This window comes from Rhodospirillum centenum SW (assembly GCF_000016185.1).
GTDB classification, from domain to species: Bacteria; Pseudomonadota; Alphaproteobacteria; order Azospirillales; family Azospirillaceae; genus Rhodocista; species Rhodocista centena.
On sequence record NC_011420.2, the window covers coordinates 2,364,305 to 2,390,570 of the forward strand.

Below are 26,266 nucleotides of genomic sequence, written 5' to 3' on the forward strand. Positions count from 1 at the left end.
AGTCTCACTCTCCAACCGTACCGCCGGCCGGGGCGTCGCCGCCGGCCCTTCCGCTTGCGATCGCCGCCGCGGGCGCCAGGGCGCGGTTGCCCTTGCCCTGGCGCTTGGCGGCATACATGGCATGGTCGCCGCGGTCCAGCAGCCCCTGGGCCGGCTCACCGCCGCCGCCGGCATAGAGCGCCACGCCGATGGAAACGCCCAGCGGCCGGTCCGGCGCGGCCGAGAGGGGGCGCAGGAACTCCGCCGCCTCGCGCAGCAGCCGGTCGGCCACCCGCAGGGCCTGGGCCTCGTCCACCCGCTCGATCCAGAGCACGAACTCGTCGCCGCCCAGCCGCGCCGTCAGGTCGCCCGGCCGGGCCAGCCGCACCAGCAGCGTGCCCACCGCCTGCAGCACCCCGTCGCCCGCCGTGTGGCCGAGCAGGTCGTTGACCGCCTTGAAGTTGTCCAGGTCGAAATAGAGCAGGGCGGAGGAACCGCCGCGGTGCCGCTCCAGCCGTTGCTCCAGCAGCTCCATGAAGGTGCGCCGGTTGTAGAGCCCGGTCAGCCCGTCGCGCTCGGACAGGGTCTTCAGCCGCTCCTGGTAGCGGGCCTGGGCGACGGCGACGCCGACATGGTCGGCGATGGCCGACACCATGGAGATGTCGTCCGCGCTCCACGCCTCGGCGGCCGGGCGCCAGGCCAGGACCGCGCCGTTCACCTCGTTGCGGAACAGGGTGCGCGCGGCCAGCAGGCGCACCGGCCCGGCCACCGCCTCGCAGCCCCCGGCACTCTCCGCTGCGGCGGCCAGCAGGGCCGGCAGCGCGTCCGCCGCCTCCGGCGGCAGCGTGCCCTGCCGCGCCGCGGGTCCGTAGCCCTCCCCCGCCCGGGCGAAGACCAGGACGCCGGCCGCGCCGGTGGCGTTCACCGCGACGCCGGCCGCGATCTCCAGCGTGCGGGTGGGGTCCACGTCGTCGCGGGTGGAGGAGACGATGAAGCCCAGATACTTCTCGCGCAGCCGGACCCGGGACAGCTCCATGCCGCGCAGGCGGGCGTCGGTGATGTCGCGGCAGGCGCCGCGCGCGCCCAGCCATTCCCCGCCCGGCCCGGTCAGCGGCACGGCGGAGGAGATCAGGCAGGCCGGCTCGCCCGAGCGGTCGCGCAGCCAGACCTCCGTCCGCTCGATCGGCACCCGCGTGTCGAAGGGCAGCGGCTGGTCGGCGAACTCGGGCAGCACGAGGTCCGCGGGGTGCCGGCCCAGCAGCTCCTCCGCCCGGTAGCCGATGGCCCCGGCGGGGGAGACGAAGGCGAAGCGCCCGTCCGGCCCCGTCTCCCAGGCGAAGTCGGAGGAGATGTCCACCAGGTCCTTGTAGCGCTGGCGGGATTCGGTCAGGGCGTGGCGCAGCCGGCGCTCCAGCGTCACGTCGCGCCCCAGCAGCAGCACCTCGCCGTCCGGCAGGGGGACGGCCGCGAACTCCACGACGCCGGGACCGGAGCCGGTCGCCACCGGCACGGAGCGGGCGCTGTCCAGCAGCGGCCCGTCGCTGGCGACCCACCAGGACAGGTCCTCGCGCCAGGCGCCCCCGTCCGCGTCCAGCGGGGCGCAGCGGGCGTTGGCGGCGCGCACGGCACCGTCGGCCGCCAGCCGCAGGGCGGGGCCGGGCCAGCCGGCCAGGATGGCCGCCGCCTCAGTCCCCTCCAGGGGGGGCGGCGGGGCGGTCGGTACGGATTCTGTTTCCACGCCGGCGGCTCCGCTCCGGATCGCACTCCCACTCGGGCATCAGGACTAGCCCAGCCGGCCCCTCGCGTCCACCTGACCGGGAGGCAGGGCCGACCCGCAGGGCGGCGGGGCCGGACGGGTCGCGCGCGGGCTTGCCCCGCGGGGCGGCCGCGCCCATTCTCCCCGCCATGACGATACAAGCCCCTCCCGTCCGGCCCGCCGGACAAGCCTCCCCCGTCCGGCCCGCCGGACACGCCTCGCCCGCCCGGCCCGCCGGGGCCCGGAGCCTGTCCGGCGTCGATACCTGGGTGTTCGACCTGGACAACACCCTCTATCCGTCGAGCTGCAACCTGTTTGCCCAGGTGGACCGCCGCATCGGTGAGTTCATCGCGGAGTATTTCGGCCTGCCCTACGAAGAGGCGCGGGCGAAGCAGAAGAAGTATTTCCGCGAGCACGGCACCAGCCTGCGCGGCCTGATGGTCGAGCACGACATCGACCCGGTGCCGTTCCTGGAATATGTCCATGACATCGACGTGACGCCGGTGGAACCGTCGGAACGGCTGGCCCGCGCGCTGGACGCCCTGCCCGGCCGCAAGCTGGTCTACACCAACGGCTCCGTCCGCCATGCCGAGAACATCCTGGCCCGGCTGGGCGTCGAGGGCCGCTTCGAGGCTGTGTTCGACATCGTGGCCGCGGGCTACGTGCCGAAGCCCGACCCGCGGCCCTACCGCACCCTGGTCGAGCGCCACGGGGTGGAGCCGACCCGCGCCGTGATGGTGGAGGACATCGCCCGCAACCTGGCCCCGGCCGCGGCGCTGGGCATGACGACGGTGTGGCTGCGCACGGATGCCGACTGGTCCCGCCCCGACGGCGGCGGCGTCGGGCATGGCGACCACATCCACCATGTCGTGGACGACCTGATCGACTGGCTGGAAGCCGGCGCACCGCCGGTCCTGTGATCCTGCCGGCGGGACGCGGGACTGTCGTGACGGCGGAGTGCCTCCGGGAGTGCCTTCGATTGACAGGGCGGGCCGGCTGTCCCATCGTCCCGGCGCGCCCGCCGTCCCCTTCGACGCGACCATCCGGACCCCCGCCATGAGCACCGCCCCCGACCGCCTCGCCCGCACCATCGACCAGGCCTGGGAGGTGCGCGACGGCCTCACCCCCGCGACCACCGGCCCCGTCCGCGCGGCGGTGGAGGAGGCGCTGGGGCTGCTGGATGCCGGCATCCTGCGCGTGGCCGAGCCGGTGGACGGCGGCAGCCAGGGCGGCGGCTGGCGGGTGAACCAGTGGCTGAAGAAGGCGGTGCTGCTGTCCTTCCGGCTGAACGACAACGCCGTCATCCCCGGCGGTCCCGGCCTGCCCGGCGGCGACAGCGCCACCTGGTTCGACAAGGTGCCGTCCAAGTTCGCCGGCTGGGACGAGGTGCGCTGGAAGGCCGCCGGCTTCCGCGCCGTGCCCGGCGCCATCGTCCGCCACAGCGCCCATGTGGCGCCGGGCGTCGTGCTGATGCCCAGCTTCGTCAATCTGGGCGCCCATGTGGACCGCGGCACCATGGTGGACACCTGGGTGACGGTCGGTTCCTGCGCCCAGATCGGCCGCAACGTGCATCTCTCCGGCGGCGTCGGCATCGGCGGCGTGCTGGAGCCGTTGCAGGCCAACCCCGTCATCATCGAGGATGACTGCTTCATCGGCGCCCGCTCGGAGGTGGTGGAGGGGGTCATCGTGGAGCGCGGCAGCGTGCTCTCCATGGGCGTCTTCATCAGCGCCTCGACCCGGATCATCGACCGCGCCACGGGCGAGGTCTTCATCGGCCGCGTGCCGGCCTGGTCCGTCGTCGTGCCCGGCACCCTGCCCGGCCGGCCGCTGCTCGACGGCAGCCCCGGCCCCGGCCTCTCCTGCGCCGTCATCGTCAAGCGGGTGGACGAGAAGACCCGCGCCAAGACCAGCATCAACGACCTGCTGCGGGACTGACCGACGTGGCCCCTGATCCCATCGCCCTCGCCCGCGACCTGATCCGCTGCCCCAGCGTCACCCCGGCCGATGCCGGGGCGCTGGACCGGGTGCAGTCGGTGCTGGAGGGGCTCGGCTTCACCTGCCACCGGCTGCCGTTCCAGGAACCGGGCACGGAGCGGGTGGACAATCTCTATGCCCGGCTGGGCGACAAAGGCCCGAACTTCTGCTTCGCCGGCCACACGGATGTCGTGCCGGCCGGGGATGCCGCGGCCTGGACCGTCGATCCTTTCGGAGGCGAAATAATCGACGGACGGCTCTATGGCCGCGGGGCTGCGGACATGAAAGGCGGCGTCGCCGCCTTCATCGCCGCCGTCGGATCGTTCCTGGAGCGTAACGGTCCGCCGGCGGGCAGCATCAGCCTGCTGATCACGGGGGACGAGGAAGGCCCGGCCGTGAACGGCACCCGCAAGGTGCTGGACTGGATGGCGGCGGCCGGGGAGCGCATCGACGCCTGTCTGGTGGGGGAGCCGACCAATCCCCGCGCCCTGGGCGACATGATCAAGGTCGGCCGCCGCGGCAGCCTGACGGCGACGCTGACGGCGCTGGGGGCGCAGGGCCACACGGCCTATCCGCATCTGGCGGACAACCCGCTGCCGCGGCTGGCGGAGGCGCTGCACCTGCTGGCGTCCAGCCCGCTGGACATGGGCACGCCGCACTTCCAGCCCTCGACCCTGGCCCTGACCAGCATCGACGTAGGCAATCCGGCAAGCAACGTGATCCCGGCCCGCGGCACGGCCCGCTTCAACATCCGCTTCAACGACCTGCACACGCCGGAGAGCCTGGAGGCGCACATCCGCGACGTGCTGGAGGAGGTCGGCGGTGCCTGGGAGCTGGCGCTGCAGACCAGCGGCGTCGCCTTCCTGACGCCGCCGGGCGCCCTGTCCGACATCGTGGCCGCGGCGGTGGAGGCGCACACCGGCCGCACGCCGGAGCTGAGCACCTCGGGCGGCACGTCGGATGCCCGCTTCATCAAGGACCATTGCCCGGTGGTGGAGTTCGGGCTGGTCGGCGCCAGCATGCACAAGGTGGACGAGAACGTGGCCGTGGCGGACCTGCTGGAGCTGACGGCGATCTACCGCACGGTGCTGGAACGCTGGTTCGCCGGCGCGGAACCCCGGACATGAGCTTCGCGCGCGACGCGCTCTACGGTCTTTACGGCGCCTGGCGCCTGGCCCGTTTCGACGCCGCGGCCGCGGCCTGGTACGACGCCACGCCGGAAGCGGCGCTGGCCAGCTTCCGCGCCCTCTGGCTGGTGCTGCCGGGCTTCATGCTGCTGCTGCTGTTCCAGCTCGGCGGCGGTTTCCCGCCGGTGATGCTGGCGGGCCGGCTGGTGCTGGAATCCATGGGGCTGGTGGTCGGCATCCTGGCCTACCTGCTGGTCGCCTTCCATGTGCTGGAACTGGCGGGGAAGCAGCAGGAGTTCGGCCGCTATGCCGCGGCCTACAACTGGTCCTACGTGGTCCAGGTCGCGCTGCTGCTGGGCGTCCATGCGCTGGACAGCAGCGGGCTGCTGGGCGAGGAGGCGGCGGAACTGATGCTGTTCGTCGCCACCGTCTGGGTGCTGACCTACCAGTGGTTCATCGCCCGCGCCACCGCCGGGGTCGGCGGCCTGGGCGCGCTGGGGCTGGTGGCGGTGGACATCTTCATCAGCATCATGGTCAAGAACGTGACCGACGCCATGGTCGGCCTCCCGGCCGCCTGACCCGGCGGGGCTCAGTACCATGCCTCGGTGAAGTAGAGCCCGGCCGCCGGGGCGGTCGGACCGGCTGCGGAACGGTTGCGCGCCGCCAGCGCCCGGCTCACATCGTCGGCGGTCCAGCGCCCCTCCCCCACCAGCTTCAGGGTGCCGACCATGTTGCGCACCTGATGGTGCAGGAAGGAGCGGGCGCGGGCGACGATCCGCACCTCCTCCCCCACCCGCGCGACCGACAGGTCCGAGAGCGTCTTGACCGGCGACTTCGCCTGACAGAGCGAGGCGCGGAAGCTGCTGAAATCGTGCTGCCCGACCAGACGCTGCGCCGCCTCGTGCATCGCTTCCGCGTCCAGCCCGCCCTGAACGTGCCAGACCCGCCCCGCCTCCAGCGCCGCCGGGGCGCGGCGGTTCAGGATGCGGTAGAGATAGGCCCGGCCCAGGCAGGAGAAGCGGGCATGGAAGTCGGGCGCCACCGGCTCGACCCGCAGCACGGCGACCGGATGCGGCTTCAGGTGGAAGTTCAGCGCGGCCTGAACCTTGTCCGCCGTCGCCTCGCGGGCCAGATCGACGCTGGCCACCATGGCCAGGGCATGCACCCCGGCATCCGTGCGCCCCGCGCAGAAGACCGTGACCGTTTCCTGGGTGAAACGATAGATCGCCTCCTCCAGCGCCTGCTGGACGGAGGGACCGTTGTCCTGCCGCTGCCAGCCGACGAAGGGCCGGCCGTCATATTCCAGGGTCAGCTTCCAGCGCTGCATCCGCCCACCTCCGGGCCGGCTCAGGCCACGATCCGGGCGCCCGGCGCGTGCGGGAAGCCGCGCAGGAAGGCGGCACCGTCCACCGGCGCCTTGCCGGGCCGCTGCACCGTCAGCAGGCGCAGCGCGCCCTCGCCGCAGGCCACCGTCAGCCCGCCGGGCAGCAGCGTGCCGGGCTCGCCCCGGCCCGACACCGGCTCGGCCGCCAGCACCTTGAGGCGCTCCCCCGTCACCGCCTCGAACCAGCAGCCGGGCCAGGGCGTGAAGGCCCGCACCTGCCGGTCGAGCGTGGCGGCGTCGAGCGCGAAGTCCAGCCGCCCCTCCTCCTTCGCCAGCTTGGCGGCGTAGGTGACGCCTTCCTCCGGCTGCGGTTCGGCCGTCAGCCGACCGGCGGCCAGGCCGTCCAGCGCCGCCACGATCAGCCGCGCCCCCTGCTCGGAGAGGGCGTCGTGCAGGGCCTGCGCACCCGTGCGCGGGCCGATCGGCACCTCGCCCTTCAGCAGCATGGGGCCGGTATCCAGCCCCGCCTCCATGCGCATGATGGTGACGCCGCTCACCGCGTCGCCGGCCTGGATGGCGCGCTGGATCGGGGCGGCACCGCGCCAGCGCGGCAGCAGCGAGGCATGGACGTTGATGCAGCCCAGCCGCGGCGCGTCCAGCACCGGCTGCGGCAGGATCAGGCCGTAGGCGGCGACGACGGCGCAGTCCAGCCCCAGGGCCGCGAACTCCGCCTGCGCCTCGGCCCCGCGCAGCGACTTCGGATGGCGCACGGGGATGCCCAGTGCCTCGGCCCGGCGATGCACGGGCGAGGGCTGGAGCTGGTGGCCGCGGCCGGCCGGGCGCGGCGGCTGGGTATAGACGCAGACGACCCGGTGCCCGGCCCCGGCCAGGGCGTCGAGGATGGGAACGGAGAAGTCGGGCGTGCCCATGAAGGCGAGCGTCAGGCCGGCCATGGCGGTATCCTGGAAGCGAAGGGTCGGGGCGGGTTCAGCCCTGGACTTCGACCACCACCACCGACCGGCGGCCCGCGTTCAGCGTGCGCGCGATCCGGGTGGCCTCGGCCAGGGTGTCGAAGCGCTTGGCCAGACCCGCCTTGCGGCTCCAGGTGTAGCCGACCCAGATCGGCGACGCCAGCCAGCCCTCGAATTCGGGGTGCGTCTCGTCGCGGGCGTCACGGATCAGATAGGGCAAGGAGGGGGGTCCTGTGACGGCCGGGGGGTCAGCCCGCGGCCTTGTTGCGCTGCATCTTCTGCAAGCGGCGCAGCAGCATGCTGCGCTTGAGCGCGGAGAGGTAGTCCACGAACAGCACGCCGTTCAGATGGTCGATCTCGTGCTGCACGCAGGTCGCCGTCAGCCCGTCCGCGTCCAGCTCCCGCACTTCGCCGTCCCGGTCCACATAGCGGACACGGACCTGCCGCGGGCGGGTCACGTCGGCATAGATGTCCGGGATGGACAGGCAGCCTTCCTGCGCCGTCGCCAGCTCGTCGGAGCGGGCGATGATCTCCGGATTCGCCATCAGGATGGGGGTCGGCGCCTCGGTCTTGCGCTCGGCGATGTCCATGACGATCACCCGTTCCAGCACGCCGACCTGCGGCGCCGCAAGCCCGATGCCGGGCGCCTTGTACATGGTCTCCAGCATGTCGTCCATCAGGCGGGCGACACGGCCGTCCACGTTGGCGACGGGTTCGGCCGTCTGGCGCAGCCGCGCATCGGGGACGATCAGGATGTTCAGCAGCGACATGGACGGCGGATCCGGCGAAAGGTGATCTGGATTTGTGCAATACCCACTATGGCCAGCCAGATAGGTCCCTGTGAAGGGCGCGTCAAGCGAGCGGCCGTCCGGCGCCGCCGGGATCAGCCCTGCGCCCCGGGCAGGCCCCCGGGCACGTCCCCGGGTACGTCCCTGGGCAGGTCCCAGAGGACAGGCGCCTGCGGCGGACCAGGGTCGGGCGCCTGCGGCGGGCGCGGGCTCTGGTCCAGCGGCAGCAGCTCCACCATCTCCGCATTGTCCGGCGTGGCCTTCAGTTCCTTGAAGCGGCGGGCGGTGACCAGCACCCGGCTCTCCAGCGAGCTGACGGCCTTGTTGTAGCACTCGACCGCCCCGCCCAGCCCCTTGCCCAGGCGCTGCATGTGCTCGGCCATGACGCCCAGCCGGTCGTACATCTCGCGCCCCAGAACGCTGATCTCCCGCGCGTTGTGGGCCAGCTTCTCCTGCCGCCAGCCGTAGGAGACGGCGCGCAGCAGGGCGATCAGGGTGGTCGGCGTGGCCGGGATGACGGACTGGTCGATGCCGGCCTCGATCAGGGCCGGGTCCTGTTCCAGCGCGGCGGAGAAGAAGTTCTCCCCCGGCAGGAAGAGCACGACGAACTCCGGCGCCGGCTCGAACTGGCTCCAGTACCGCTTCTCGCCCAGCGCCTTCATGTGGTCGCGGATGTGGCGGGCGTGCCGCGCCATGTGCGCCGCACGCATCGCGTCGTCCGTCGTGCCGACGGCATCCAGGAACGCTTCCAGCGGGGCCTTGGCGTCCACCACGATGGTCTTGCCGCCGGGCAGCCGGACCAGCAGGTCCGGGCGCAGGCGCCCCTGCTCGGCATCGTGGCTGACCTGTTCGTGGAAGTCGCAATGGTCCAGCATGCCCGCCATCTCGACCACGCGGCGGAGCTGGATCTCCCCCCAGCGGCCGCGGGTCGCCGGGCTGCGCAGGGCACGGACCAGGTTGGCCGTCTCGCTGCGGAGCTGGCCCTGCGTCTCGATCAGGCTGGCGACCTGGGTCTTCAGTTCGGCATAGGCGCCGGCCCGGGCCTGTTCGAGCTGGTGGATGGCGCTGTCGAACTTGTCCAGCTTCTCCCGCACGGGGCCGACCAGTTCCCCGATCGCCTGCTGGCGCCGGTCCAGATCGCCCCGGGCGCTCTCCTGCACCTTCTCAAGCTGCGCCTGGGCCAGCTCCAGGAAGCGCTGGTTGTTGGCCGACAGGGCCTCGTGCGACAGCGCCTGGAAGGTCTCGCGGAAGCGCGCCTCGGCCCCGGACAGCAGGGTCCGGTTCTCCTCCAGCCGCTGGCGCAGCGCCTCCTCCGCCATGGACAGGCGCTCGACCCGCTGCCGCTCCAGGCCCAGTTCGGCGGCCAGATCCTCCAGGCGCCGCTCCAGATCGGGCACGCGGGCGGCGGCCGTCTCCGCGCTGGCGCGGGCGGCGGCCAGTTCGGCCTGCTGGTCGTGCAGATCGATGATCAGGCGGTCGCGCTCGATCGCCTCGTCCTTCATCGCCTCAAGCTGGCGCAGCGCGAAGTCGCGCTCGGCCAGCAGGCCGGCGGCACGGGATTCGGCGGCCAGGACCGACCGCGCCACCGACAGGCGCACCAGCACATAGACCAGGATCGCGGCGACGGCGGCGCCGATGCCCAGCGACTGCGGCTCGATCGTGAACGGCATGGGTCCCCCGGGGAAACAGACCGGGGGAGACTAGACGAGCGCGGCCGGCATGGGAACGGGAAGTGAACGTCAGCCGCCGGCGCGCCCCTGCCCACCCTCCGGCGCGCCCAGCAGGGCCGCCCGCACCACCGCCTCGGCCGCGATCAGCTCCCCCAGCCAGCCGCGCAGCTCGTCCAGGGTGGGGATGCCCTCGGGCTCGTCGAGGAAGGCCGTCGGATACCGGAAGGCCGAGGCGAAGGCCGTGAACCGGATGAAGGGACGCAGCAGGGCGGCGAGACCGTCGCCCTCCGGCAGCAGCGCGAGCAGAGCGGCGATGCTGTGGGTGCGGGGCGGGTCGATGCCCTGGTGGACCAGCACGGTCTTCACCAGCTTCTCCGCCGCCTGCTGACAGTGATAGGCCGCGGATTCAGGCGAGGGCTCCGGCCCGTCGATGTTGTTGCGCACGGATTTCAGGTCGGACCGGACCGTCCGGAGCCAGAGGCGGACGACGTCGCCGGCCACGGCATCACCGCTCATACACCACCCGGCCCCGGGTCGCCGCGGTGTGGCTGAGCGTGCCGACCGCGCCCCGCGCCCGCTCGAACGATCCCTGACGGCAGGGGAAGACATCGGCCGGCACGGGCAGGGTCAGCACCGTTTCCGACAGCCAGACGGGGCTCAGCCGCTCCGCCGGGGTGTCGTCGGGAACGACGACCAGCAGGTCGTAGTCGCTGCCCGCATCGGCGGTGCCGGCGGCGCGGCTGCCGAACAGATAGACCCGCTCCGGTTCGTAGGCGGCCACGATCCGGTCGAGCAGGCGCCGCAGGTCGGGGTCGCGGGCGCCGGGGTCATTCGGTGCGAGGGCATCCGGCATGGCCGCATCCTAGCACGGCGGGGCCGCGGGCCGGGAGGGGGCGGTTATTCCGCCGCCGCGCGGGACGGGTCGCCGCCCCGGCCCGGGGTCCGGTCCTTCACCCAGCGGCTGGTGCAGACGATCTTCGACGTGTCGCAGCGATGGGCGTAGCGCCGCGCCACGGCGATCACCTCGTGCATCAGCCCGTCGCTGAGCCGGGTCGGCGTCAGGCCCAGGCCGACCAGACCCGCATTCGCCACGTCCAGGTCGTTATCCGGTGCCTCCTTGCGCGGGTTCTCCTGCTGCGCGACGGGCACCCCGGTCATGCCGGACACCATCTCCGCCAGATCGCGGACCCGGTGGCACTCGGTCATCTGGTTCAGGATGCGCACCCGCTCGCCCCGCGTCGGCGGGCTGAGCGCCGCCAGCTCGATGCAGCGCACGGTGTCGCGGATATGGATGAAGGCGCGGGTCTGGCCGCCGGTGCCGTGGACGGTCAGCGGGTGGCCGACGGCCGCCTGCATCAGGAAGCGGTTCAGCACCGTGCCGTAGTCGCCGTCATAGTCGAAGCGGTTGATCAGCCGTTCGTCCAGGTCCGTCTCCGGGGTGGAGGTGCCCCAGACGATGCCCTGGTGCAGATCGGTGATGCGCAGCCCGTCGTTCTTCGCGTAATAGTAGAAAAGAAGCTGATCCAGCGTCTTGGTCATGTGGTAGATGCTGCCCGGATCGGCGGGATACAGGATCTCCACGTCCGCCGCGGCCCCGCCGGACTTCAGCGTCGCCTCGATGTAGCCCTCCGGGATGCGCAGGCCGCGGGCCTTGCCGTAGCCATAGACGCCCATGGTGCCCAGATGCAGCAGATGCGCGTCCGGACAGGCCTCCACCATGGCGCAGAGCACGTTGTTGGTGGCGTTGATGTTGTTGTCCACGGTGTAGCGCTTGTGCCGGGGCGACTTCATGGAATAGGGCGCGGCGCGCTGTTCGGCGAAATGGACGATGGCGTCGGGCCGCTCCTGGGCGAAGGCGGCCTCCAGCGCGTCGTAGTCGCGCGCCACGTCCAGCGCGCGGAACCCGATGCGGTGGCCGCTGCGTTCCGTCCAGGCCGCCAGCCGCTCGTCCAGCGGCCGGATCGGGGTCAGGCTCTCGGCCCCCAGCTCCCCGTCCGTGGCGCGGCGTGCGAAACTGTCGATGATGGTGACCTGGTGGCCGCGGGCGGAAAGGTGAAGCGACGTGGGCCAGCCGCAGAAACCATCACCGCCGAGGATCAGGACCTTCATGCCGCGTTTCCTTCCCTTTGTCCTTGTCTGGAGATTGTCCTTGACTGAAGACGACATGATCCGGGGAAAACGGTCCGGACCGCCGGAGTGCTGCCGGTGATCTTGCGCCGTTCCGCCGAACTCTGCTTGCCCGGACAGGCGGACTAGACAGGAATTGCCCATCCCCGGCAATACCACCATCCGCCTGTCACGGAACCTTCACCGCCCCGTTCCGGCTTAACCGAAAGGCTGCCGACCGCATGCGCATCCTGCTCGCCACCGACGCCTGGGTCCCGCAGATCAACGGGGTCGTCCGCGCGCTCTCCACCACGGTCCGGGAGCTTGAGGCCCTGGGTCACCGGGTCGAGGTGATCGGCCCCGACCGCTTCCGCACCGTTCCCGCCCCCAGCTATCCGGAGGTCCGGCTGGCCCTGGCACCGGGCCGCGCCCTCGCCCGCATGGTGGACGCATTCGCCCCCGATGCCGTTCACATCCCGGTGGAGGGGCCGATCGGGCTGGCCGCGCGGCGGCTCTGCCTGAAGCGCGGCTGGCCCTTCACGACCAGCTTCCACACCCGCTTCGGCGACTATTTCGCCCGCAAGTTCCGCATCTCCGCCGACATCCCCTTCGCCCTGCAACGCTGGTTCCATAACGCCGGCAGCGGCTTCATGGTCCAGACCGACACGTTGGAGCGCGAACTGCGCGGCCGGGGATTCCGCAACATCCGGCGCTGGGGCCGGGCGGTGGACACAGGCCTGTTCCGCCCCTTCGACGGGGATCCCGGCTTCGACCGCGACTTCCTGGGGCTGCCGCGGCCGGTCTTCCTGAATGTCGGCCGCGTCTCCGCCGAGAAGAACCTGGAGGATTTCCTCCGCCTGGACCTGCCCGGCAGCAAGGTGGTGGTGGGCGACGGGCCGCAACTGGCGGACTACCGGGCGCGCTACCCGGGGGTGCATTTCCTGGGTTACCGCACGGGCGACGATCTGGCGCGGCACTTCGCCGCGGCGGACGTCTTCGTCTTCCCGTCCCGCTTCGAGACCTTCGGGCTGGTGGCGCTGGAGAGTCTGGCCTGCGGCACGCCCGTCGCGGCCTATCCGGTGCCGGGACCGCTGGACGTGATCGGCGACCGCCCGGTGGGCGCGCTGGACGAGGACCTGCGCACGGCCGCCCTGCGCTGCCTGGAGATCGACCGCGCGGCCTGCCGCGCCTTTGCGGAGGGCTTCTCCTGGCGCCGCTGCACGGAGGAGTTCGTCGCCAACCTCGCCCCCATCCCGTCCGTCCGGGCGCTGGCGGCATAGGGGGGCCGGGTTGGCGGTCCGCCCGCCCTACAGGCTCCGCCGCGCCCGCAGGGCCGCGGTCAGGGTGCCGTCGTCGAGGTAGTCCAGTTCGCCGCCCACCGGCACCCCGTGCGCGAGGCGGGAAATGCGGACCTCGCAGCCCTCCAGCCGGTCGGCGAGATAGTGCGCCGTCGTCTGGCCGCCGACGGTGGCGTTCAGGGCCAGGATCACCTCCGTGACCTCCGGCCGGCTGGCCCGTTCCAGCAGCTTCGGCACGTTCAGGTCGTCCGGCCCGACGCCCTCCAGCGCCGAGAGCGTGCCGCCCAGCACATGGTAGAGGCCGCGGTAGGCGCCCGTGCGCTCCAGCGCCCAGAGATCGCCCACCTCCTCCACCACGCAGAGGGTGGTGCGGTCGCGGCCGCCGGGGCGCTCGCCGTCGCGGCAGACATGGCAGGGATCGCCGGTATCGAGGTTGCCGCAGACCGAGCAGGTGCGGATGCCCGCCGCCGCCGCCGCCATCGCCTCGGCCAGCGGCTCCATCAGCGAGTCGCGCTTCTTGATGAGGTGCAGCGCCGCCCGCCGCGCGGAACGGGGGCCGAGCCCCGGCAGCTTGGCCAGGAGCTGGATGAGGCGGTCGATCTCGGGTCCGATCATGGGGCCCAGAATACGGCGGTGTTCGCGCCTTGTTCCAGCGGAATGTCGGCGGCCCGAGCGACCGCCCGGATCACGGGCCGTCGGGCCGCGCCCGGCAGGGGCGCGGCCGGCAGCGGGCGTCGCCGGCGGGACGCGGCCGGCGCGTCCCGGCTCAGAACGGCAGCTTGAAGCCCGGCGGCAGCTTCAGCCCGCCCATCAGCTTCGCCGTCTCCTCGGCCATGTGGGCCTCGACCTTGTTCTTGGCGTCGTTGAAGGCGGCGACGATCAGGTCCTCCAGCACCTCGACGTCCTCGGGATCGACGACGGACTTGTCGAGCTTGATCTGCTTCAGCTCGCCCTTGCCGTTCAGCAGGATGCTGACCATGCCGCCGGCGGACACGCCGTTGACCTCGACCTCCGCCAGCTTGCTCTGCATCTCCTGCATGCGGGCCTGCATCTGCTGGGCCTGCTTCATCATGTTGCCGAGGTTCTTCATGACTCAGAAATCTCCTTCCCAATCGCCATCGTCCATGGACGGCGGAGCGTCGAAATAAGGGTTGTCGGGCGGCATGTCACCATCGTCGCCGCCGGCATCGTCCTCCGGCGGGGCGGGCGGGGCCGCGAGCGCGGCCTGGGCCGCCTGCTGCGCCGCCTCCTGCGCCAGATCGCGGATCGTCTCGATCCGCGCCCCGGGGAAGGCGAGCAGCACCGCCTGGACCAGGGGATGCGCCTCCACCTGCCGGCGGACCTCGGCCTCGGCGGCACGGGCCTTCTCCCGCAGGGTCGGCTGGCCCGGCGCGCCGGAGACGGACACCACCCAGCGCCGCCCGGTCCATTCCGTCAGAAGCTGGCCGACGCGGCCGGGCAGATTGTGCGGCGCCTGCGGCTCCGGGCGGAACTCGATCAGGCCGGGCTCGAACCTGACCAGATGCACCAGCGTCTCCAGGTCCGCGGCGATGCGGGCCTCGCGCCGCTCGTTGAAGAGGGCGACGACGTCGGCGAAGTCGCGCGGGTCGGCCAGCGCGGCAGGGGCGGCGTCGGGCGCCCGGGCCTCCGCCGGCTGCGGCACGGCCCCGGCCGGCGCACCGACGGCAAGGCCCAGCGGCGCCGGGGCGGACAGCGCCGCCAGGGGAGCCGCCGCGGCCAGAGCCCGCGGCCCGCCGCCACCGCCGGCAGGTCCCGCCGACAGCGCCCGCGCCGCCGCCTCGGCCCCGCCGGCCTCCTGGATCTTCTTCAGCAGGTCGCCCGGCGTCGGCAGCTCGGAGGCGTAGGCAAGGCGGATCACCACCATCTCCAGCGCCTGCATGGGCACCGGGGCCTGCTGCACCTCCCCCAGCCCCTTGAGCAGGATCTGCCAGGCGCGGGTCAGGGCGGGCATGCCCAGCGCCCCGGCCAGGGCGACGCCGCGGGTGCGTTCCGTCTCGGGGATGGCGGGGTCCTCGGCCGTGCCGGGGACCACCCGGGTGCGGGTCAGGAAATGGGTGAAGTCCAGCAGGTCCTGGACGATCACCACCGGATCGGCGCCGCGCCGGTGCAGCCCGTCCAGCACGCCCAGCGCGTCCGCCGGCCGCGCCGCCATGGCGGCTTCGAACAGGTCCACGATCAGGCCGCGGTCGGCAAGGCCGAGCATGTCGCGCACCTGCTCCGCCGTCACCCGGCCGGAGCCCAGCGCGATCGCCTGGTCCAGCAGCGACAGCCCGTCGCGCACCGACCCGTCGGCGGCACGGGCGATCAGGGAGATGGCCTCGGCGTCGGCCTCCACCCCCTCCTTGCCGGCGATGCGGGTGAAGTGGCCGACCAGCGTGCCCTGATCCACCCGGCGCAGGTCGAACCGCTGGCAGCGCGACAGCACCGTGATCGGCACCTTGCGGATCTCGGTCGTGGCGAAGACGAACTTCACATGCGGCGGCGGTTCCTCCAGCGTCTTCAGGAGCGCGTTGAACGCGCCCTTGGACAGCATGTGGACCTCGTCGATGATGTAGAGCTTGTAGCGCGCCGCCGCCGGAGCGTAGCGCACGCCGTCGATGATCTCGCGGATGTTGTCCACGCCGGTGTTGCTGGCGGCGTCCATCTCCAGCACATCGACATTGCGGTCGGCGGCGATGGAGCGGCACTGCTCGCAGACGCCGCAGGGCGTGATGGTGGGACCGCCCTTGCCGTCCGGGCCGACGCAGTTCAGGGCGCGGGCGATGATGCGGGCGGTGGTGGTCTTGCCCACCCCGCGCACCCCGGTCAGCATGTAGGCCTGATGGATGCGGCCCGACTGGATGGCGTTGCGCAGCGTGCGGACCAGCGCATCCTGGCCCACCAGCTCGTCGAAGGACTGCGGTCGGTACTTGCGTGCCAGCACGCGGTAGGCGGCTCCGGCGGCAGGGGCCGGGGCGGCGGCTTCGGTGTCGGGCACGAGCGTCGTGTCGGTCACGGGGCGCGTCAACTCGGGTCGCGGGCGGTGTCGCTGCGGACGGGACGCGCCAGTCTAGTCAGCGGCCCCCGACTTGTCGCCGTCGAAGTGCGGGACATCGTGGACGGTCGCACGCGACCGCCTCCCGCGGGGCCGGCCGGACCTGCCTGTCTGCGGGGAGCCATGCCCGGCAAACCGGGGCTGGCGGGAACCGTCCTTCAGGGGAGAGGTGGGAGGCTGGACAAACGACCCGGGCCGAAACTCGTTACGGCTGCTTCCTTCCGGACCTGACCGGATTGGCGAGAGACCCGTCCGCCGCCAACCTCCCGGCCCCTATATGGATCGGCAGCCCCCCGGAGGCAAGGGGTAAAGAGGCCCGGGGACAGAGCCACGGGGGACACGGCCGTCCCGGGCCGGACGCGCCCGGAACGCCGGGGCCGCTCAGAACGCCGGGTCCGCACCGGCCGCAGGGTCGAGATGCCGCACCGCGAAGCCGTGCCCCGCGGCCAGCAGCTCCGCCACCCGCAGCCGGTGGCAGTCGTGCGGCCGGGCCTCGAAACAGAGCAGGCAGGCCGGCGCCTCGGCCGCGACAGCCGCCGCGCGGGCAAGGTCGTGCGCGGCCTCGGGCGTGGCGAGGCTGTCGTCCACGATCCGCCAGAACGCCTCCATCCGCCCGGCCCGGTTGGCGAGGCGGCCCTCCTTCGGCGTGCCCAGCCCCTTCAGGTGCAGGTAGCCGATGCCCGCCTCCGCCAGCGTGGCGGCCAGCGGCCGCTTGGAGAAGCCGGCGCGGCGGGACAGCGGCAGCTCGCGCACGTCCAGCACCGTGTGCACCCCTGCCGCCGTCAGGACCCCGATCAGACCGGGCAGGGCCGCCCCCTCGTAGCCTATGGTGTAGAGCTGCATGGGAACGGCCCGCCTCCTGTCGGGTCAGCCGGGGCGCGGGGTCAGCGTCCTTCCTTCAGGGACGTCTCGCGCACGGCGCGGAACTCCGACCCCTTGTACCAGGACGGCCAGTCGGTGCCGTTGGCGAGGTCGCGGCTCAGATCGTAGACCATCCGCAGATCGTCCACCGCCCCGGTCAGGTCCATGCCCGGCAGCCATTCGTCGTGCGGGGTGTGGTAGCGCAGGCGGGTGAACTCGTTGTACTGCGCCCGGCCCCATTCCTCGCCGTGCTCGATGCTGTCCACGCCGGACCCGGCGAACATCATCGGGACGCCGATCTTGGCCAGCGGGAAATGGTCGGACCGGTAGTAGAGGCCGCGCTCGGGGAAGGGCTCCGGCTTCACGACCTTGCCGTTGTCCGCGGCCCAGCGGGCCAGACGGTCCTCAAGCTCCGACTTGCCGGCGCCGGTCACGACGATGTCGCGCATCGGACCGAACGGATTCAGCATGTCCATGTTGAAGCCGCCGACCGTGCGGGCAGGCGGGAAGACCGGGTTCTTCGCGTAGTATTCGGAACCCAGCAGCCCCTGCTCCTCCGCCGTGTAGGAGAGGAAGGCGATGGTCCGCTCCGGCCGCTCGCCCTTGGCGAACGCCTCGGCCAGTTCGATCAGGCCGGCGACGCCCGTCGCATTGTCCATGGCGCCGTTGTAGATGTCATCCCCGTCCATCGCCGGGCCGCGGCCCAGATGGTCCCAGTGGGCGGAGATCAGCACCACTTCGTCGGGCCGCTTGCTGCCGGTCAGCTTGCCGATGACGTTGTAGCTGTCGAAGGTGCGGACCTTGTTGCTGACCGCGGCCGAGGCGGTGAGCTTGAGCGGCACCGGCTTGAAACCGCGCTGCGCCGCGGATTTCGCCAGGGCGTCGAAATCCTGCCCGGCGAGCGAGAACATCTCCCGCGCCACGTCCTGCTGCACCCAGCCCTGGATCACCGGGCGCGACCTGCCGCCGTCGGGCGGCACCAGGTCCAGCTTCGGCACGCGCCAGGAATTGGTCACCACGGCCCAGGGGTAGCCCGCCGCCCGGGTCTCATGCACGATCAGCACGCCCGCCGCGCCCTGGCGCTCGGCCTCCTCGTACTTGTACGGCCAGCGGCCGTACCAGGTCATGGCATTGCCGTTGAAAAGGCTCGGGTCCTGCGTGGCGAAACCGGGGTCGTTGACCAGCACGACCACCGTCTTGCCGCGCACGTCCAGCCCGGCATAGTCGTTCCAGCCATATTCCGGCGCGACGATGCCATAGCCGACGAAGACCACCTCGCTGTCGGTCAGCGCCTGCTCCGGCTCCGGCCGGCGGCTGACGGTGATCATCTGGGTGAAGAAATCGTAGCTCTTCTCGCCGCCCGGCCCCTTGACCGTCAGCGGCGACTGGCTGAGGCCCGTGACCTCCACCAGCGGCACCCGTTGCAGGTAGCTGTCGCCGACCGCCGGCTCCAGCCCCAGGGCGCGGAACTGGCCGGTGATGTAGTCCAGCGACTTCTGCTCGCCCGCGGTTCCGGGCTTGCGCCCCTCGAACGCGTCGGACGCCAGGACCTTGACGTGCTCCGTCATCTCCTCGGCGGTGATCGCCGCGTGCTCGGCCAGCGCCGCTGCGGCGGGAACCATGGCGATCGCGGTTCCCAGAAGCAGGCCTCTCACTCTTGTCAGACGCATCGTTCCGTCCTTGTTCGTTGGGATCCTTGTCGAGACGCGGCCCCGCCGCACGGCGGCGGGGCCGGCTCATCCGGGATACCGGATCAGCGCCCTTCCTTCAGGGACGTCTCGCGGATGGCACGGAACTCCGCGCCCTTGTACCAGGCCGGCCAGCCGGTCCCGTCGGTCAGACTGCGGCTCATGTCGTAGACCATCCGCACGTCGTCCACCGCGCCGGTCAGGTCCATGTCAGGCGACCATTCGTCTTTCGGGGTGTGGTAGCGCAGGCGGGTGAACTCCTCGGCCTGGGCCCGGCCCCACGCCTCGCCGTGCGCCACGCTGTCCATGCCAGCCCCGGCCGACAGGGTCGGAATGCCGATCTTGGCCAGCGGGAAGTGGTCGGAGCGGTAGTAGCCGCCCCGCTCGGGGAAGGGTTCCGGCTTCACGACCTTGCCGTTGTCCGCGGCCCAGCGGGCCAGCAGATCCTCCAGCTCCGACTTGCCGGCGCCGGTCACGACCACGTCGCGCATCGGACCGAACGGGTTCAGCCCGTCCAGATTGAACCCGGCCACGGTGCGCGACGGCGGGAAGACGGGGTTCATGGCATAGTATTCGGAGCCCAGCAGCCCCTGCTCCTCCGCCGTGTAGGCGATGAAGGCGATGGTCCGCTCCGGCCGCTTGCCCTTGACATAGGCTTCGGCCATCTCGATCAGGCCGGCGATGCCGGAGGCGTTGTCCATGGCGCCGTTGTAGATGTCGTCCCCGTCCATCGCCGGGCCGCGGCCCAGATGGTCCCAGTGGCCGCCGACCAGCACCACCTCGTCGGGCCGCTTGCTGCCGGTCAGCTTGGCGACGACGTTGTAGCTGTCGAAGGTGCGCACCTTGTTGGTGACCGCGGCCGAGGCGGTGAGCTTGAGCGGCACCGGCTTGAAACCGCGCTGCGCCGCGGATTTCGCCAGGGCGTCGAAATCCTGCCCGGCGAGCGAGAACATCTCCCGCGCCACGTCCTGCTGCACCCAGCCCTGGATCACCGGGCGCGACTTGCCGCCGTCGGGCGGCACCAGGTCCAGCTTCGGCACGCTCCAGGAATTGACGACGACCGTCCAGGGATAGCCCGCGGCCTTCGTCTCATGCACGATCAGCACGCCCGCCGCGCCCTGGCGCTCGGCCTCCTCGTACTTGTACGGCCAGCGGCCGTACCAGGTCATGGCGTTGCCGTTGAACAGCGCCGGGTCCTGCGTGGCGAAGCCGGGATCGTTGACCAGCACGACCACCGTCTTGCCGCGCACGTCCAGACCGGCATAGTCGTTCCAGCCATATTCCGGCGCGACGATGCCATAGCCGACGAAGACCACCTCGCTGTCGGTCAGCGCCTGCTCCGGCTCCGGCCGGCGGCTGACGGTGACCATCCGGGTGACGAAATCGTAGCTCTTCGCGCCATCCGGTCCCTTCACCGTCAGCGGCGACCGGCTGACGCCGGCAAACTCCACCATCGGCACCCGTTGCAGGTAGCTGTCGCCGACCGCCGGCTCCAGCCCCAGGGCGCGGAACTGCGCGGTGATGTAGTCCAGGGTCTTCTGCTCGCCCGCGGTTCCGGGCTTGCGCCCCTCGAACGCATCGGCCGACAGAACCTTCACATGCTCCGTCAGGTCCTCGGCGGTAATGGCCGCATGCTGGGCCAGCGCCCAGCCCGCCGGAACCAGCGTGAGCGCGGTTCCCAGAAGCAAGCCTCTCACTCTCGTCAGACGCATCATTCCGTCCTTGTTTGTCTTGGGTCCATTCCGGAACCTTCTCCACACCGTCATATGCGGTGCGAAAACAGCATAGGCCCCGCGGCCGGCTTCGTCACCCCGGTGGAGCCATCGCCGCTGCGACGAACGGACCGGCAGGTGTCCGCGGCAACGGGGCAGCGGCGCGGGGGCAGGCCGGCGGGCATGCGCATGTCCTGGCTTGCCTTCCGCCGCGCCAGACCGTATAAGGCGCGCTTCATTCGGGCGGCGAGGCCGGGCGAAACGCCCGGGGCATGCCCAACCGCCCCGTTTCAGTAGAAGGACATGAAATGCCCAAGCTGAAGAACCATTCGGGCTCGAAGAAGCGGTTCAAGTTCACCGCCTCGGGTCTCGTCAAGGCGCAGGCCGCCGGCAAGCGCCACGGCATGAGCAAGCGGCCCCAGAAGATGAAGCGGAACGCCCGCGGCACCTTCGTGATGTTCAAGGCCGATGGCGAGAAGATCGCCGAGAATTTCCTGCGGGTTAAGTGAGGAGGGTCGATAAATGGCTCGCGTCAAGCGGGGCGTGACCACTCACGCCCGTCACAAGAAGGTCCTGAAGCTCGCCAAGGGCTACCGGGGCCGCAGCTCGAAGTGCTACCGGATCGCGCTGGAGCGGGTCGAGAAGGCGTTGCGGTACGCCTACCGCGACCGCCGCAACAGGAAGCGCGACTTCCGCGGTCTCTGGATCCAGCGCATCAACGCCGGTGCGCGCCTGCACGGCCTGACCTACAGCAAGTTCATGCATGGCCTGAAGCGGGCCGGCATCGAGGTGGACCGCAAGGTCCTCTCCGACATCGCCGCGCGCGAGCCGGAGAGCTTCAAGGCCCTGGTCGAGCAGGCCCAGAAGGCCCTGGCCGCCTGATCGGCACGGTCTGAGTGAATCGGGAAGGGCGCGTCCTGCGGGGCGCGCCCTTTTCGTTTGCCTCCGCTGCCGTGCCCGCTGCGATGATGGCGGGGCGCTTCCTCGCGCCGGCCCGTAGATCACGCCGGCCCGTAGATCTCATCCAGGGTGATCCCGCCGGGGACCGTGGCGAGCGGCACCTGCCCGTCACCGATGACATCGCGGGTCAGCCAGCCCTCCGGCACGCGGGAGACAAGCTGGACATGACGGCGCTCGGCGTCGATCAGCAGGATTTCGCGCAGGCCGGGGATCGTCATGTAGTCCGGCACCTTCTGTCCGCGGTCATGCGCCTTGGTCGAGGGGGAGAGAATCTCCACCACCAGCACCGGGTCCACCACCCAGGGCGATCCCGCGGGCTGCGGCGCGCAGGAGACGGCGATGTCCGCCTCGTAGAAGGTGTCGTCCCGTCCGGGCAGCAGGATGCCGGCCTGTCCGGTCGGCTGGCAGGGCGGCGGCAGCCGCTCCAGCAGGCGGCGGCCGAGGCGGAGCATGATGCGGCCATGCTCGCCCGAAGGCGGCGCCATGGCCCGGAGCTTGCCGCCGACCAGTTCGTAGCGCAGGTCGGGCTCGCCCTCGTGGGCGAGGAACTCCGTCAGCGTAAGGCCCCGGTCGGCGGCGTGTCCCGGCATCGGTCCCTCCCCGCTCCCTGTTCCTGCCGGGCAAGGATGCGGCGTGGCGTCCTGGGTTGCAAGGGACGGGCTGGCCTCCGGCCGCCCGCATGCGCTAAACACGCCTGTCAACGCGCTCAACCGACAAGACGCCGACCATGACCGCCCTCGCCGAACTCACCGCCGACCTGCTCGCCGCCGTGGAGGCGGCCCCCGACCTGCCCGCCCTGGAAGAGGCGCGGGTGGCGGCGCTGGGCAAGAAGGGCCGCATCACCGCCATGATGGGCGACATGCGCAGCCTCACCCCGGAGGAGCGCAAGGAGCGCGGCCAGCAGCTCAACGCGCTGAAGGACCGGGTGGCCGAGGCGATCGAGGCCCGCCGCACCGTGCTGAAGAAAGAGGCGCTGGCGCAGCGGCTGGAGGCGGAGCGGATCGATGTCACCCTGCCCGTCCGGCCGGAGGCCGAGGGCCGCATCCACCCGATCAGCCAGACCATCGACGAGATCATCGCCATCTTCGCCTCGATGGGATTCACGGTGGCGGAAGGCCCGGACATCGAGAGTGATTTCCACAACTTCACGGCCCTGAACATCCCGCCGGAGCATCCCGCCCGGCAGATGCACGACACCTTCTACCTGCCGCCGGCCGGCGACGGCGCGGCGCGGGTGCTGCGCACCCACACGAGCCCGGTGCAGATCCGCACCATGCTCCAGGAGAAGCCGCCGATCCGCATCATCGCGCCGGGCCGCACCTACCGCTCCGACTACGACCAGACCCACACCCCGATGTTCCATCAGGTGGAGGCGCTGGTGATCGGGGAGGACATCAACATGGGCCACCTCAAGGGCTGCATCCTGGAGTTCGCCCGCGCCTTCTTCCAGGTGGACGATCTGCCGGTGCGTTTCCGCCCCAGCTTCTTCCCCTTCACGGAGCCGAGCGCCGAGGTGGACATCGGCTGCTCGCGCAAGGGCGGGGAGCTGAAGATCGGCAACCACGGCGACTGGCTGGAGATCATGGGCTCCGGCATGGTCCACCCGAAGGTGCTGGAGAACTGCGGCCTGGACCCGGCGCGCTGGCAGGGCTTCGCCTTCGGCATGGGGATCGAGCGCATCGCCATGCTGAAATACGGCATCCCCGACCTGCGCACCTTCTTCGAGGCCGACCTGCGCTGGCTGAAGCACTACGGCTTCGTGCCGCTGGACATGCCCAACCTGGCCCAGGGCCTGACGCGCTGAGGCCGCGGGCGCGCTACTTGAACGTAGTGCGCCCGCGGACTACCCTGGTCCGGCACGGTCGGCAAGCGAAGCGGTCGGGAGGCTGCGATGGCCCATCCGGTATCCGTCCGCCTGGACGACGCGGTCCAGGCCATCCTGGAGGATGCGGCGCGGGACCGCGGCGTCGGCCTCTCCACCTATCTGCGCGAACTGGCGGAGACGGAGGCGAAGCGGGTCCGGCGCGAGCGCATCCGCGCCCAGAGCCGGGCGGTGGCCGAGCACATCGCCCGCTCCGACGACGCCGCGGACTTCGTCCGCGACTGGACCAGCCCGACTCCGCCGGAGCGCCGGTCGTGACCCTGTCGCCCGGACAGATCGTCCTGGTGGACTGGCGCGATGCCCTGCCGAAGGAACCGAACAGGCGCCGCCCCGCCATCGTGGTGGAGGACGCCGACCTGTTCGATCCCGCCTATCCGAACGTCATCCTGGTACCGCTGACGGACGATCCCGGGCTTGCCATCCCCGATCTCTGTGTGGACATTCAGCCCAGTGCGGAGAACGGGTGCAGCAAGCCCTGCTTCGCCCTGGCGCACCATGTCACCACCACGTCGAAGCACCGCATCACGGTCACCGGCTCCCACGTCAGCGCATCCCAGCTTTCGCAGATCCGCCATCGCATCGCCCTGGCGATCGGTCTTGACTGACCGACCGCCACCCCGGCCCCCTTCACCGACCCAGATCACACGGACCACCTTCCGATGAAATTCACCCTCTCCTGGCTGAAGGCGCACCTGGACACGGACGCGCCCTTGGACACCATCCTCGAGAAGCTCACCGCCCTCGGCCTGGAGGTGGAGGGGGTGGAGGACCCCGGCCGGGCGCTGGCGGCCTTCCGCATCGCGCATGTCGTCTCGGCGGAGAAGCATCCCGACGCCGACAAGCTGAAGCTCTGCCGGGTGGATGCCGGCACCGGCGCGCTGATCCAGGTGGTCTGCGGCGCGCCCAACGCGCGCACCGGGATGAAGAGCGTCTTCGCCCTGCCCGGCACGGTGATCCCGGTCACCGGCAAGGCGCTGGAGGTCGGCACCATCCGCGGGGTGGAGAGCCGGGGCATGCTCTGCTCCGAGCGCGAGCTGCTGCTGTCCGACGCGCATGAGGGCATCATCGACCTGCCGGCGGACGCGCCCGTGGGCATGGGCTATGCCGACTGGCGCGGGCTGAACGATCCGGTGATCGAGATCGCCCTGACGCCGGACCGGGTGGACTGCGCCGGGGTCCGCGGCATCGCCCGCGATCTGGCCGCCGCCGGGCTGGGTCGGCTGAAGCCGCTGGCCGCCGCCGCGGTGCCGGGCCGCTTCCCCGCCCCCGTCGCCGTCCGGCTGGAGACGCCGGGCTGCCGCCAGTTCGCCGCGCGCCTGATCCGCGGCGTCCGCAACGGCCCCTCGCCGCGCTGGTTGCAGGACCGGCTGCTGGCCGTGGGGCTGCGCCCGATCTCCGCCCTGGTGGACATCACCAACTTCTTCTCCCTGGACCAGGTGCGCCCGCTGCACGTCTTCGACGCCGCGAAGCTGTCGGGCGGGCTGGTGGTGCGCCCGACGGCGGAGGGCGACCGCTTCCTGGCCCTGAACGGCAAGGAGTACGTCACGCCCGCCGGGCTGATCGGCATCTATGACGACGGGCTCCAGGGCGACGGCGCCCTGGTCTCGCTCGCCGGCGTCATGGGCGGCGAGACGACGGGCGTCACCGAGGCGACGACCGACGTGCTGCTGGAGGTCGCCCTGTTCGAGCCGACCCTGGTGGCCGAGGCCGGCCGCCGCCTGGGCATCGACAGCGACGCCCGCTACCGCTTCGAGCGCGGCGTGGACCCGGCCTCGGTGCTGCCGGCGGTGGAGCAGGCCACGGCCATGATCCTGGAACTGTGCGGCGGCGAGCCGGGCGAGACCTTCCTGGCCGGCGCCGAGCCGGACTGGCGCCGCACCCTGACGCTCCGCCCGTCGCGCGTGGGCCATCTGGGCGGCGTGGACGTGCCGGAGGAGGAGCAGGTCCGCATCCTGGAGGCGCTGGGCTTCCAGGTCACCCGCGAGAAGGATTTCGGCCCCGCCGGCCGGCTGGTCTGCCAGCCGCCGTCCTGGCGCCTGGATGTCCATGGCGAGGCCGATCTGGTGGAGGAGGTGCTGCGCGTCCACGGCTTCGAGCACATCCCGGCGACGCCCCTGCCGCGCGAGGCGGGCACGCCGAAGCCGGCGCTCGCCGCCGGCCAGCGCCGCACCGCCAATGCCCGCCGGGCGCTGGCCGGGCGCGGCCTGCTGGAGGCGGTGACCTGGAGCTTCGTCTCCCCCGCCCATGCCGGCCTGTTCGGGCAGGTGCCGGACGGCCTGAAGCTGCTGAACCCGATCAGCGCCGACCTCGCCGTGATGCGGCCCTCGGCCCTGATCGGGCTGTTGCAGGCGGCCGGCCGCAACGCCGCCAAGGGTTTCCCCGACGTCGGCCTGTTCGAGCTGGGTGCCGCCTTCCGCGACGGCAGCGAGAAGGGGCAGGATCTGGTGGCCGCCGGCGTGCGCGCCGGGGCCGCGGTGCCGCGCAACTGGGCCAAGGGCGAGCGCCCGGTGGACGCCTTCGACGCCAAGGCCGACGCGCTGGCGGCGCTGGAGGCGGCGGGGGCGCCGGTCGCCAACCTCCAGGTCACGCGGGACGCGCCGGACTGGTACCACCCCGGCCGGTCGGGCTGCCTGCGCCTGGGGGCCGCGGTGCTGGCCCGCTTCGGCGAGATCCATCCCGCCGTGCTGGAGGCGATGGAGGTGACGGGCCCGGTGGTCGGCTTCGAGGTGTTCCTGGAGGCCGTGCCCCAGCCCAAGAAGAAGCCCGGCACGGCGAAGCCGCTGCTGGAGCTGCCGCCCTTCCAGCCGCTGGAGCGCGACTTCGCCTTCGTCGTCGATCAGGCGGTGGAGGCGGACCGGCTGGTGCGCGCCGCCAAGGGCGCGGACAAGGCACTGATCACGCGGGTGCAGGTGTTCGACGTCTACCAGGGCCAGGGCGTGGAGCCCGGCCGCAAGTCCGTCGCCCTGTCGGTCACGCTCCAGCCGGTGGAGAAGACCCTGACCGACGCGGAGATCGAGGCGGTGGCGGGCAAGGTCGTCGCCGCCGTGACCAAGGCGACCGGGGCCGCCCTGAGGGGCTGAGGCCCGCAACGGCCTCCGGTCCAGGGGAGCCCGCG

General features: G+C 71.8%; 27 protein-coding genes and 1 other RNA gene. 11 read left to right on the forward strand and 17 right to left on the reverse strand.

The features are described from left to right. Positions 1–4: 4 nt before the first annotated feature. The gene (locus RC1_RS10985) at positions 5–1,717 is read right to left on the reverse strand and encodes a GGDEF domain-containing protein (protein ID WP_012567462.1); all 1,713 of its coding nucleotides are present in this window, start codon (positions 1,715–1,717) and stop codon (positions 5–7) included. Between the two features lie 167 nt (positions 1,718–1,884). Here RC1_RS10985 and RC1_RS10990 point away from each other — a divergent pair, with 167 nt between their 5' ends. The 4 genes from RC1_RS10990 (at position 1,885) to RC1_RS20130 (ending at position 5,414) form a co-directional block, all read left to right on the forward strand. Next, positions 1,885–2,655 (forward strand): pyrimidine 5'-nucleotidase, encoded by a 771-nt coding sequence (locus RC1_RS10990; RefSeq protein ID WP_012567463.1) that lies wholly within the window; start codon positions 1,885–1,887, stop codon positions 2,653–2,655. Positions 2,656–2,791: 136 nt separating this feature from the next. Continuing rightward, positions 2,792–3,670: a 2,3,4,5-tetrahydropyridine-2,6-dicarboxylate N-succinyltransferase gene (gene dapD / locus RC1_RS10995; RefSeq protein WP_012567464.1), complete on the forward strand. Its 879-nt coding sequence runs from the start codon at positions 2,792–2,794 to the stop codon at positions 3,668–3,670. A 5-nt stretch (positions 3,671–3,675) separates the two neighbouring features. Then, on the forward strand, positions 3,676–4,836 hold the full coding sequence (gene dapE, locus RC1_RS11000; protein ID WP_012567465.1) for a succinyl-diaminopimelate desuccinylase: 1,161 nt from the start codon (positions 3,676–3,678) through the stop codon (positions 4,834–4,836). After that, a complete protein-coding gene (locus tag RC1_RS20130; RefSeq protein ID WP_012567466.1) occupies positions 4,833–5,414 on the forward strand; it encodes a hypothetical protein in 582 nt (193 codons plus the stop codon). The genes dapE and RC1_RS20130 overlap by 4 nt, the downstream gene beginning before the upstream one ends. An 11-nt stretch (positions 5,415–5,425) precedes the next feature. Here RC1_RS20130 and truA read toward each other — a convergent pair whose 3' ends face one another. From truA to RC1_RS11045, 8 genes are all read right to left on the reverse strand, one after another. Continuing rightward, the gene (truA, locus tag RC1_RS11010) at positions 5,426–6,163 is read right to left on the reverse strand and encodes a tRNA pseudouridine(38-40) synthase TruA (protein WP_012567467.1); all 738 of its coding nucleotides are present in this window, start codon (positions 6,161–6,163) and stop codon (positions 5,426–5,428) included. A 20-nt stretch (positions 6,164–6,183) separates the two neighbouring features. Beyond that, positions 6,184–7,113 (reverse strand): methionyl-tRNA formyltransferase, encoded by a 930-nt coding sequence (fmt, locus tag RC1_RS11015; RefSeq protein ID WP_012567468.1) that lies wholly within the window; start codon positions 7,111–7,113, stop codon positions 6,184–6,186. A gap of 34 nt (positions 7,114–7,147) precedes the next feature. Beyond that, a complete protein-coding gene (locus RC1_RS11020; protein ID WP_012567469.1) occupies positions 7,148–7,351 on the reverse strand; it encodes a hypothetical protein in 204 nt (67 codons plus the stop codon). A 28-nt stretch (positions 7,352–7,379) separates the two neighbouring features. Then, the gene (def, locus tag RC1_RS11025; protein WP_012567470.1) at positions 7,380–7,901 is read right to left on the reverse strand and encodes a peptide deformylase; all 522 of its coding nucleotides are present in this window, start codon (positions 7,899–7,901) and stop codon (positions 7,380–7,382) included. A 113-nt stretch (positions 7,902–8,014) separates the two neighbouring features. Continuing rightward, the gene (gene rmuC / locus RC1_RS11030; protein WP_012567471.1) at positions 8,015–9,589 is read right to left on the reverse strand and encodes a DNA recombination protein RmuC; all 1,575 of its coding nucleotides are present in this window, start codon (positions 9,587–9,589) and stop codon (positions 8,015–8,017) included. A 69-nt stretch (positions 9,590–9,658) separates the two neighbouring features. Further along, positions 9,659–10,105 carry a HEPN domain-containing protein gene (locus RC1_RS11035; protein ID WP_012567472.1) on the reverse strand — a complete coding sequence of 149 codons (447 nt, stop codon included), beginning with the start codon at positions 10,103–10,105 and terminating at the stop codon, positions 9,659–9,661. Beyond that, positions 10,095–10,442: a nucleotidyltransferase domain-containing protein gene (locus tag RC1_RS11040; RefSeq protein ID WP_012567473.1), complete on the reverse strand. Its 348-nt coding sequence runs from the start codon at positions 10,440–10,442 to the stop codon at positions 10,095–10,097. Before RC1_RS11040 ends, RC1_RS11035 begins: the two co-directional genes overlap by 11 nt. A gap of 44 nt (positions 10,443–10,486) precedes the next feature. Beyond that, on the reverse strand, positions 10,487–11,698 hold the full coding sequence (locus RC1_RS11045) for an NAD-dependent epimerase/dehydratase family protein (protein ID WP_012567474.1): 1,212 nt from the start codon (positions 11,696–11,698) through the stop codon (positions 10,487–10,489). 239 nt (positions 11,699–11,937) lie between these two features. Here RC1_RS11045 and RC1_RS11050 point away from each other — a divergent pair, with 239 nt between their 5' ends. Further along, complete coding sequence (locus RC1_RS11050) at positions 11,938–12,975, forward strand: glycosyltransferase family 4 protein (protein WP_012567475.1); 1,038 nt, start codon at positions 11,938–11,940, stop codon at positions 12,973–12,975. 27 nt (positions 12,976–13,002) lie between these two features. On the opposite strand, the gene recR is transcribed toward RC1_RS11050, so the two are convergent. The 7 genes from recR to RC1_RS11080 form a co-directional block, all read right to left on the reverse strand. Then, a complete protein-coding gene (gene recR, locus RC1_RS11055) occupies positions 13,003–13,608 on the reverse strand; it encodes a recombination mediator RecR (RefSeq protein WP_012567476.1) in 606 nt (201 codons plus the stop codon). A 151-nt stretch (positions 13,609–13,759) separates the two neighbouring features. Continuing rightward, positions 13,760–14,083, reverse strand: a complete 324-nt coding sequence (locus RC1_RS11060) for a YbaB/EbfC family nucleoid-associated protein (RefSeq protein WP_012567477.1) — start codon at positions 14,081–14,083, stop codon at positions 13,760–13,762. 3 nt (positions 14,084–14,086) lie between these two features. After that, positions 14,087–16,009 (reverse strand): DNA polymerase III subunit gamma/tau, encoded by a 1,923-nt coding sequence (locus RC1_RS11065; protein ID WP_012567478.1) that lies wholly within the window; start codon positions 16,007–16,009, stop codon positions 14,087–14,089. A 208-nt stretch (positions 16,010–16,217) separates the two neighbouring features. Next, positions 16,218–16,315, reverse strand: an RNA gene (gene ffs / locus RC1_RS20790) — signal recognition particle sRNA small type. A 114-nt stretch (positions 16,316–16,429) separates the two neighbouring features. Beyond that, positions 16,430–16,891, reverse strand: coding sequence for a DUF488 domain-containing protein (locus RC1_RS11070; protein WP_012567480.1), 462 nt, complete (start codon positions 16,889–16,891; stop codon positions 16,430–16,432). A gap of 41 nt (positions 16,892–16,932) precedes the next feature. Then, entirely contained in the window at positions 16,933–18,531 is a 1,599-nt protein-coding gene (locus tag RC1_RS11075; RefSeq protein ID WP_012567481.1) for a M28 family metallopeptidase, read from the reverse strand. A gap of 131 nt (positions 18,532–18,662) precedes the next feature. Further along, the gene (locus tag RC1_RS11080) at positions 18,663–20,285 is read right to left on the reverse strand and encodes a M28 family metallopeptidase (protein ID WP_012567482.1); all 1,623 of its coding nucleotides are present in this window, start codon (positions 20,283–20,285) and stop codon (positions 18,663–18,665) included. A gap of 332 nt (positions 20,286–20,617) precedes the next feature. Here RC1_RS11080 and rpmI point away from each other — a divergent pair, with 332 nt between their 5' ends. Continuing rightward, positions 20,618–20,818 (forward strand): 50S ribosomal protein L35, encoded by a 201-nt coding sequence (gene rpmI, locus RC1_RS11085; protein ID WP_012567484.1) that lies wholly within the window; start codon positions 20,618–20,620, stop codon positions 20,816–20,818. 13 nt (positions 20,819–20,831) lie between these two features. Continuing rightward, the gene (gene rplT, locus RC1_RS11090) at positions 20,832–21,191 is read left to right on the forward strand and encodes a 50S ribosomal protein L20 (RefSeq protein ID WP_012567485.1); all 360 of its coding nucleotides are present in this window, start codon (positions 20,832–20,834) and stop codon (positions 21,189–21,191) included. Positions 21,192–21,310: 119 nt separating this feature from the next. Here the strand turns inward: rplT and RC1_RS20135 are convergent, their stop codons facing one another. Beyond that, positions 21,311–21,859 (reverse strand): Uma2 family endonuclease, encoded by a 549-nt coding sequence (locus tag RC1_RS20135; RefSeq protein WP_012567486.1) that lies wholly within the window; start codon positions 21,857–21,859, stop codon positions 21,311–21,313. A 137-nt stretch (positions 21,860–21,996) separates the two neighbouring features. Here RC1_RS20135 and pheS point away from each other — a divergent pair, with 137 nt between their 5' ends. From pheS to pheT, 4 genes are all read left to right on the forward strand, one after another. Next, positions 21,997–23,073 (forward strand): phenylalanine--tRNA ligase subunit alpha, encoded by a 1,077-nt coding sequence (pheS, locus tag RC1_RS11100; protein ID WP_012567487.1) that lies wholly within the window; start codon positions 21,997–21,999, stop codon positions 23,071–23,073. An 87-nt stretch (positions 23,074–23,160) separates the two neighbouring features. Continuing rightward, a complete protein-coding gene (locus RC1_RS11105; RefSeq protein WP_012567488.1) occupies positions 23,161–23,409 on the forward strand; it encodes a regulator of G-protein signaling domain-containing protein in 249 nt (82 codons plus the stop codon). Then, positions 23,406–23,756 carry a type II toxin-antitoxin system PemK/MazF family toxin gene (locus RC1_RS11110; protein ID WP_012567489.1) on the forward strand — a complete coding sequence of 117 codons (351 nt, stop codon included), beginning with the start codon at positions 23,406–23,408 and terminating at the stop codon, positions 23,754–23,756. Before RC1_RS11105 ends, RC1_RS11110 begins: the two co-directional genes overlap by 4 nt. Positions 23,757–23,810: 54 nt before the next feature. Then, positions 23,811–26,231: a phenylalanine--tRNA ligase subunit beta gene (pheT, locus tag RC1_RS11115; protein WP_012567490.1), complete on the forward strand. Its 2,421-nt coding sequence runs from the start codon at positions 23,811–23,813 to the stop codon at positions 26,229–26,231. Positions 26,232–26,266 lie beyond the last annotated feature (35 nt).

What these genes read in the sequence shown, in the direction of transcription:
- RC1_RS10990 (WP_012567463.1), top strand. Translation starts at nt 1,885, where the DNA reads ATGACGATACAAGCCCCTCCCGTCCGGCCCGCCGGACAAGCCTCCCCC.
- dapD (WP_012567464.1), top strand. Translation starts at nt 2,792, where the DNA reads ATGAGCACCGCCCCCGACCGCCTCGCCCGCACCATCGACCAGGCCTGG.
- RC1_RS20130 (WP_012567466.1), top strand. Translation starts at nt 4,833, where the DNA reads ATGAGCTTCGCGCGCGACGCGCTCTACGGTCTTTACGGCGCCTGGCGC.
- truA (WP_012567467.1), bottom strand. Translation starts at nt 6,163, where the DNA reads ATGCAGCGCTGGAAGCTGACCCTGGAATATGACGGCCGGCCCTTCGTC.
- fmt (WP_012567468.1), bottom strand. Translation starts at nt 7,113, where the DNA reads ATGGCCGGCCTGACGCTCGCCTTCATGGGCACGCCCGACTTCTCCGTT.
- def (WP_012567470.1), bottom strand. Translation starts at nt 7,901, where the DNA reads ATGTCGCTGCTGAACATCCTGATCGTCCCCGATGCGCGGCTGCGCCAG.
- rmuC (WP_012567471.1), bottom strand. Translation starts at nt 9,589, where the DNA reads ATGCCGTTCACGATCGAGCCGCAGTCGCTGGGCATCGGCGCCGCCGTC.
- RC1_RS11035 (WP_012567472.1), bottom strand. Translation starts at nt 10,105, where the DNA reads ATGAGCGGTGATGCCGTGGCCGGCGACGTCGTCCGCCTCTGGCTCCGG.
- RC1_RS11040 (WP_012567473.1), bottom strand. Translation starts at nt 10,442, where the DNA reads ATGCCGGATGCCCTCGCACCGAATGACCCCGGCGCCCGCGACCCCGAC.
- RC1_RS11045 (WP_012567474.1), bottom strand. Translation starts at nt 11,698, where the DNA reads ATGAAGGTCCTGATCCTCGGCGGTGATGGTTTCTGCGGCTGGCCCACG.
- RC1_RS11050 (WP_012567475.1), top strand. Translation starts at nt 11,938, where the DNA reads ATGCGCATCCTGCTCGCCACCGACGCCTGGGTCCCGCAGATCAACGGG.
- recR (WP_012567476.1), bottom strand. Translation starts at nt 13,608, where the DNA reads ATGATCGGACCCGAGATCGACCGCCTCATCCAGCTCCTGGCCAAGCTG.
- RC1_RS11060 (WP_012567477.1), bottom strand. Translation starts at nt 14,083, where the DNA reads ATGAAGAACCTCGGCAACATGATGAAGCAGGCCCAGCAGATGCAGGCC.
- RC1_RS11070 (WP_012567480.1), bottom strand. Translation starts at nt 16,891, where the DNA reads ATGCAGCTCTACACCATAGGCTACGAGGGGGCGGCCCTGCCCGGTCTG.
- RC1_RS11075 (WP_012567481.1), bottom strand. Translation starts at nt 18,531, where the DNA reads ATGGTTCCCGCCGCAGCGGCGCTGGCCGAGCACGCGGCGATCACCGCC.
- rpmI (WP_012567484.1), top strand. Translation starts at nt 20,618, where the DNA reads ATGCCCAAGCTGAAGAACCATTCGGGCTCGAAGAAGCGGTTCAAGTTC.
- rplT (WP_012567485.1), top strand. Translation starts at nt 20,832, where the DNA reads ATGGCTCGCGTCAAGCGGGGCGTGACCACTCACGCCCGTCACAAGAAG.
- RC1_RS20135 (WP_012567486.1), bottom strand. Translation starts at nt 21,859, where the DNA reads ATGCCGGGACACGCCGCCGACCGGGGCCTTACGCTGACGGAGTTCCTC.
- pheS (WP_012567487.1), top strand. Translation starts at nt 21,997, where the DNA reads ATGACCGCCCTCGCCGAACTCACCGCCGACCTGCTCGCCGCCGTGGAG.
- RC1_RS11105 (WP_012567488.1), top strand. Translation starts at nt 23,161, where the DNA reads ATGGCCCATCCGGTATCCGTCCGCCTGGACGACGCGGTCCAGGCCATC.
- pheT (WP_012567490.1), top strand. Translation starts at nt 23,811, where the DNA reads ATGAAATTCACCCTCTCCTGGCTGAAGGCGCACCTGGACACGGACGCG.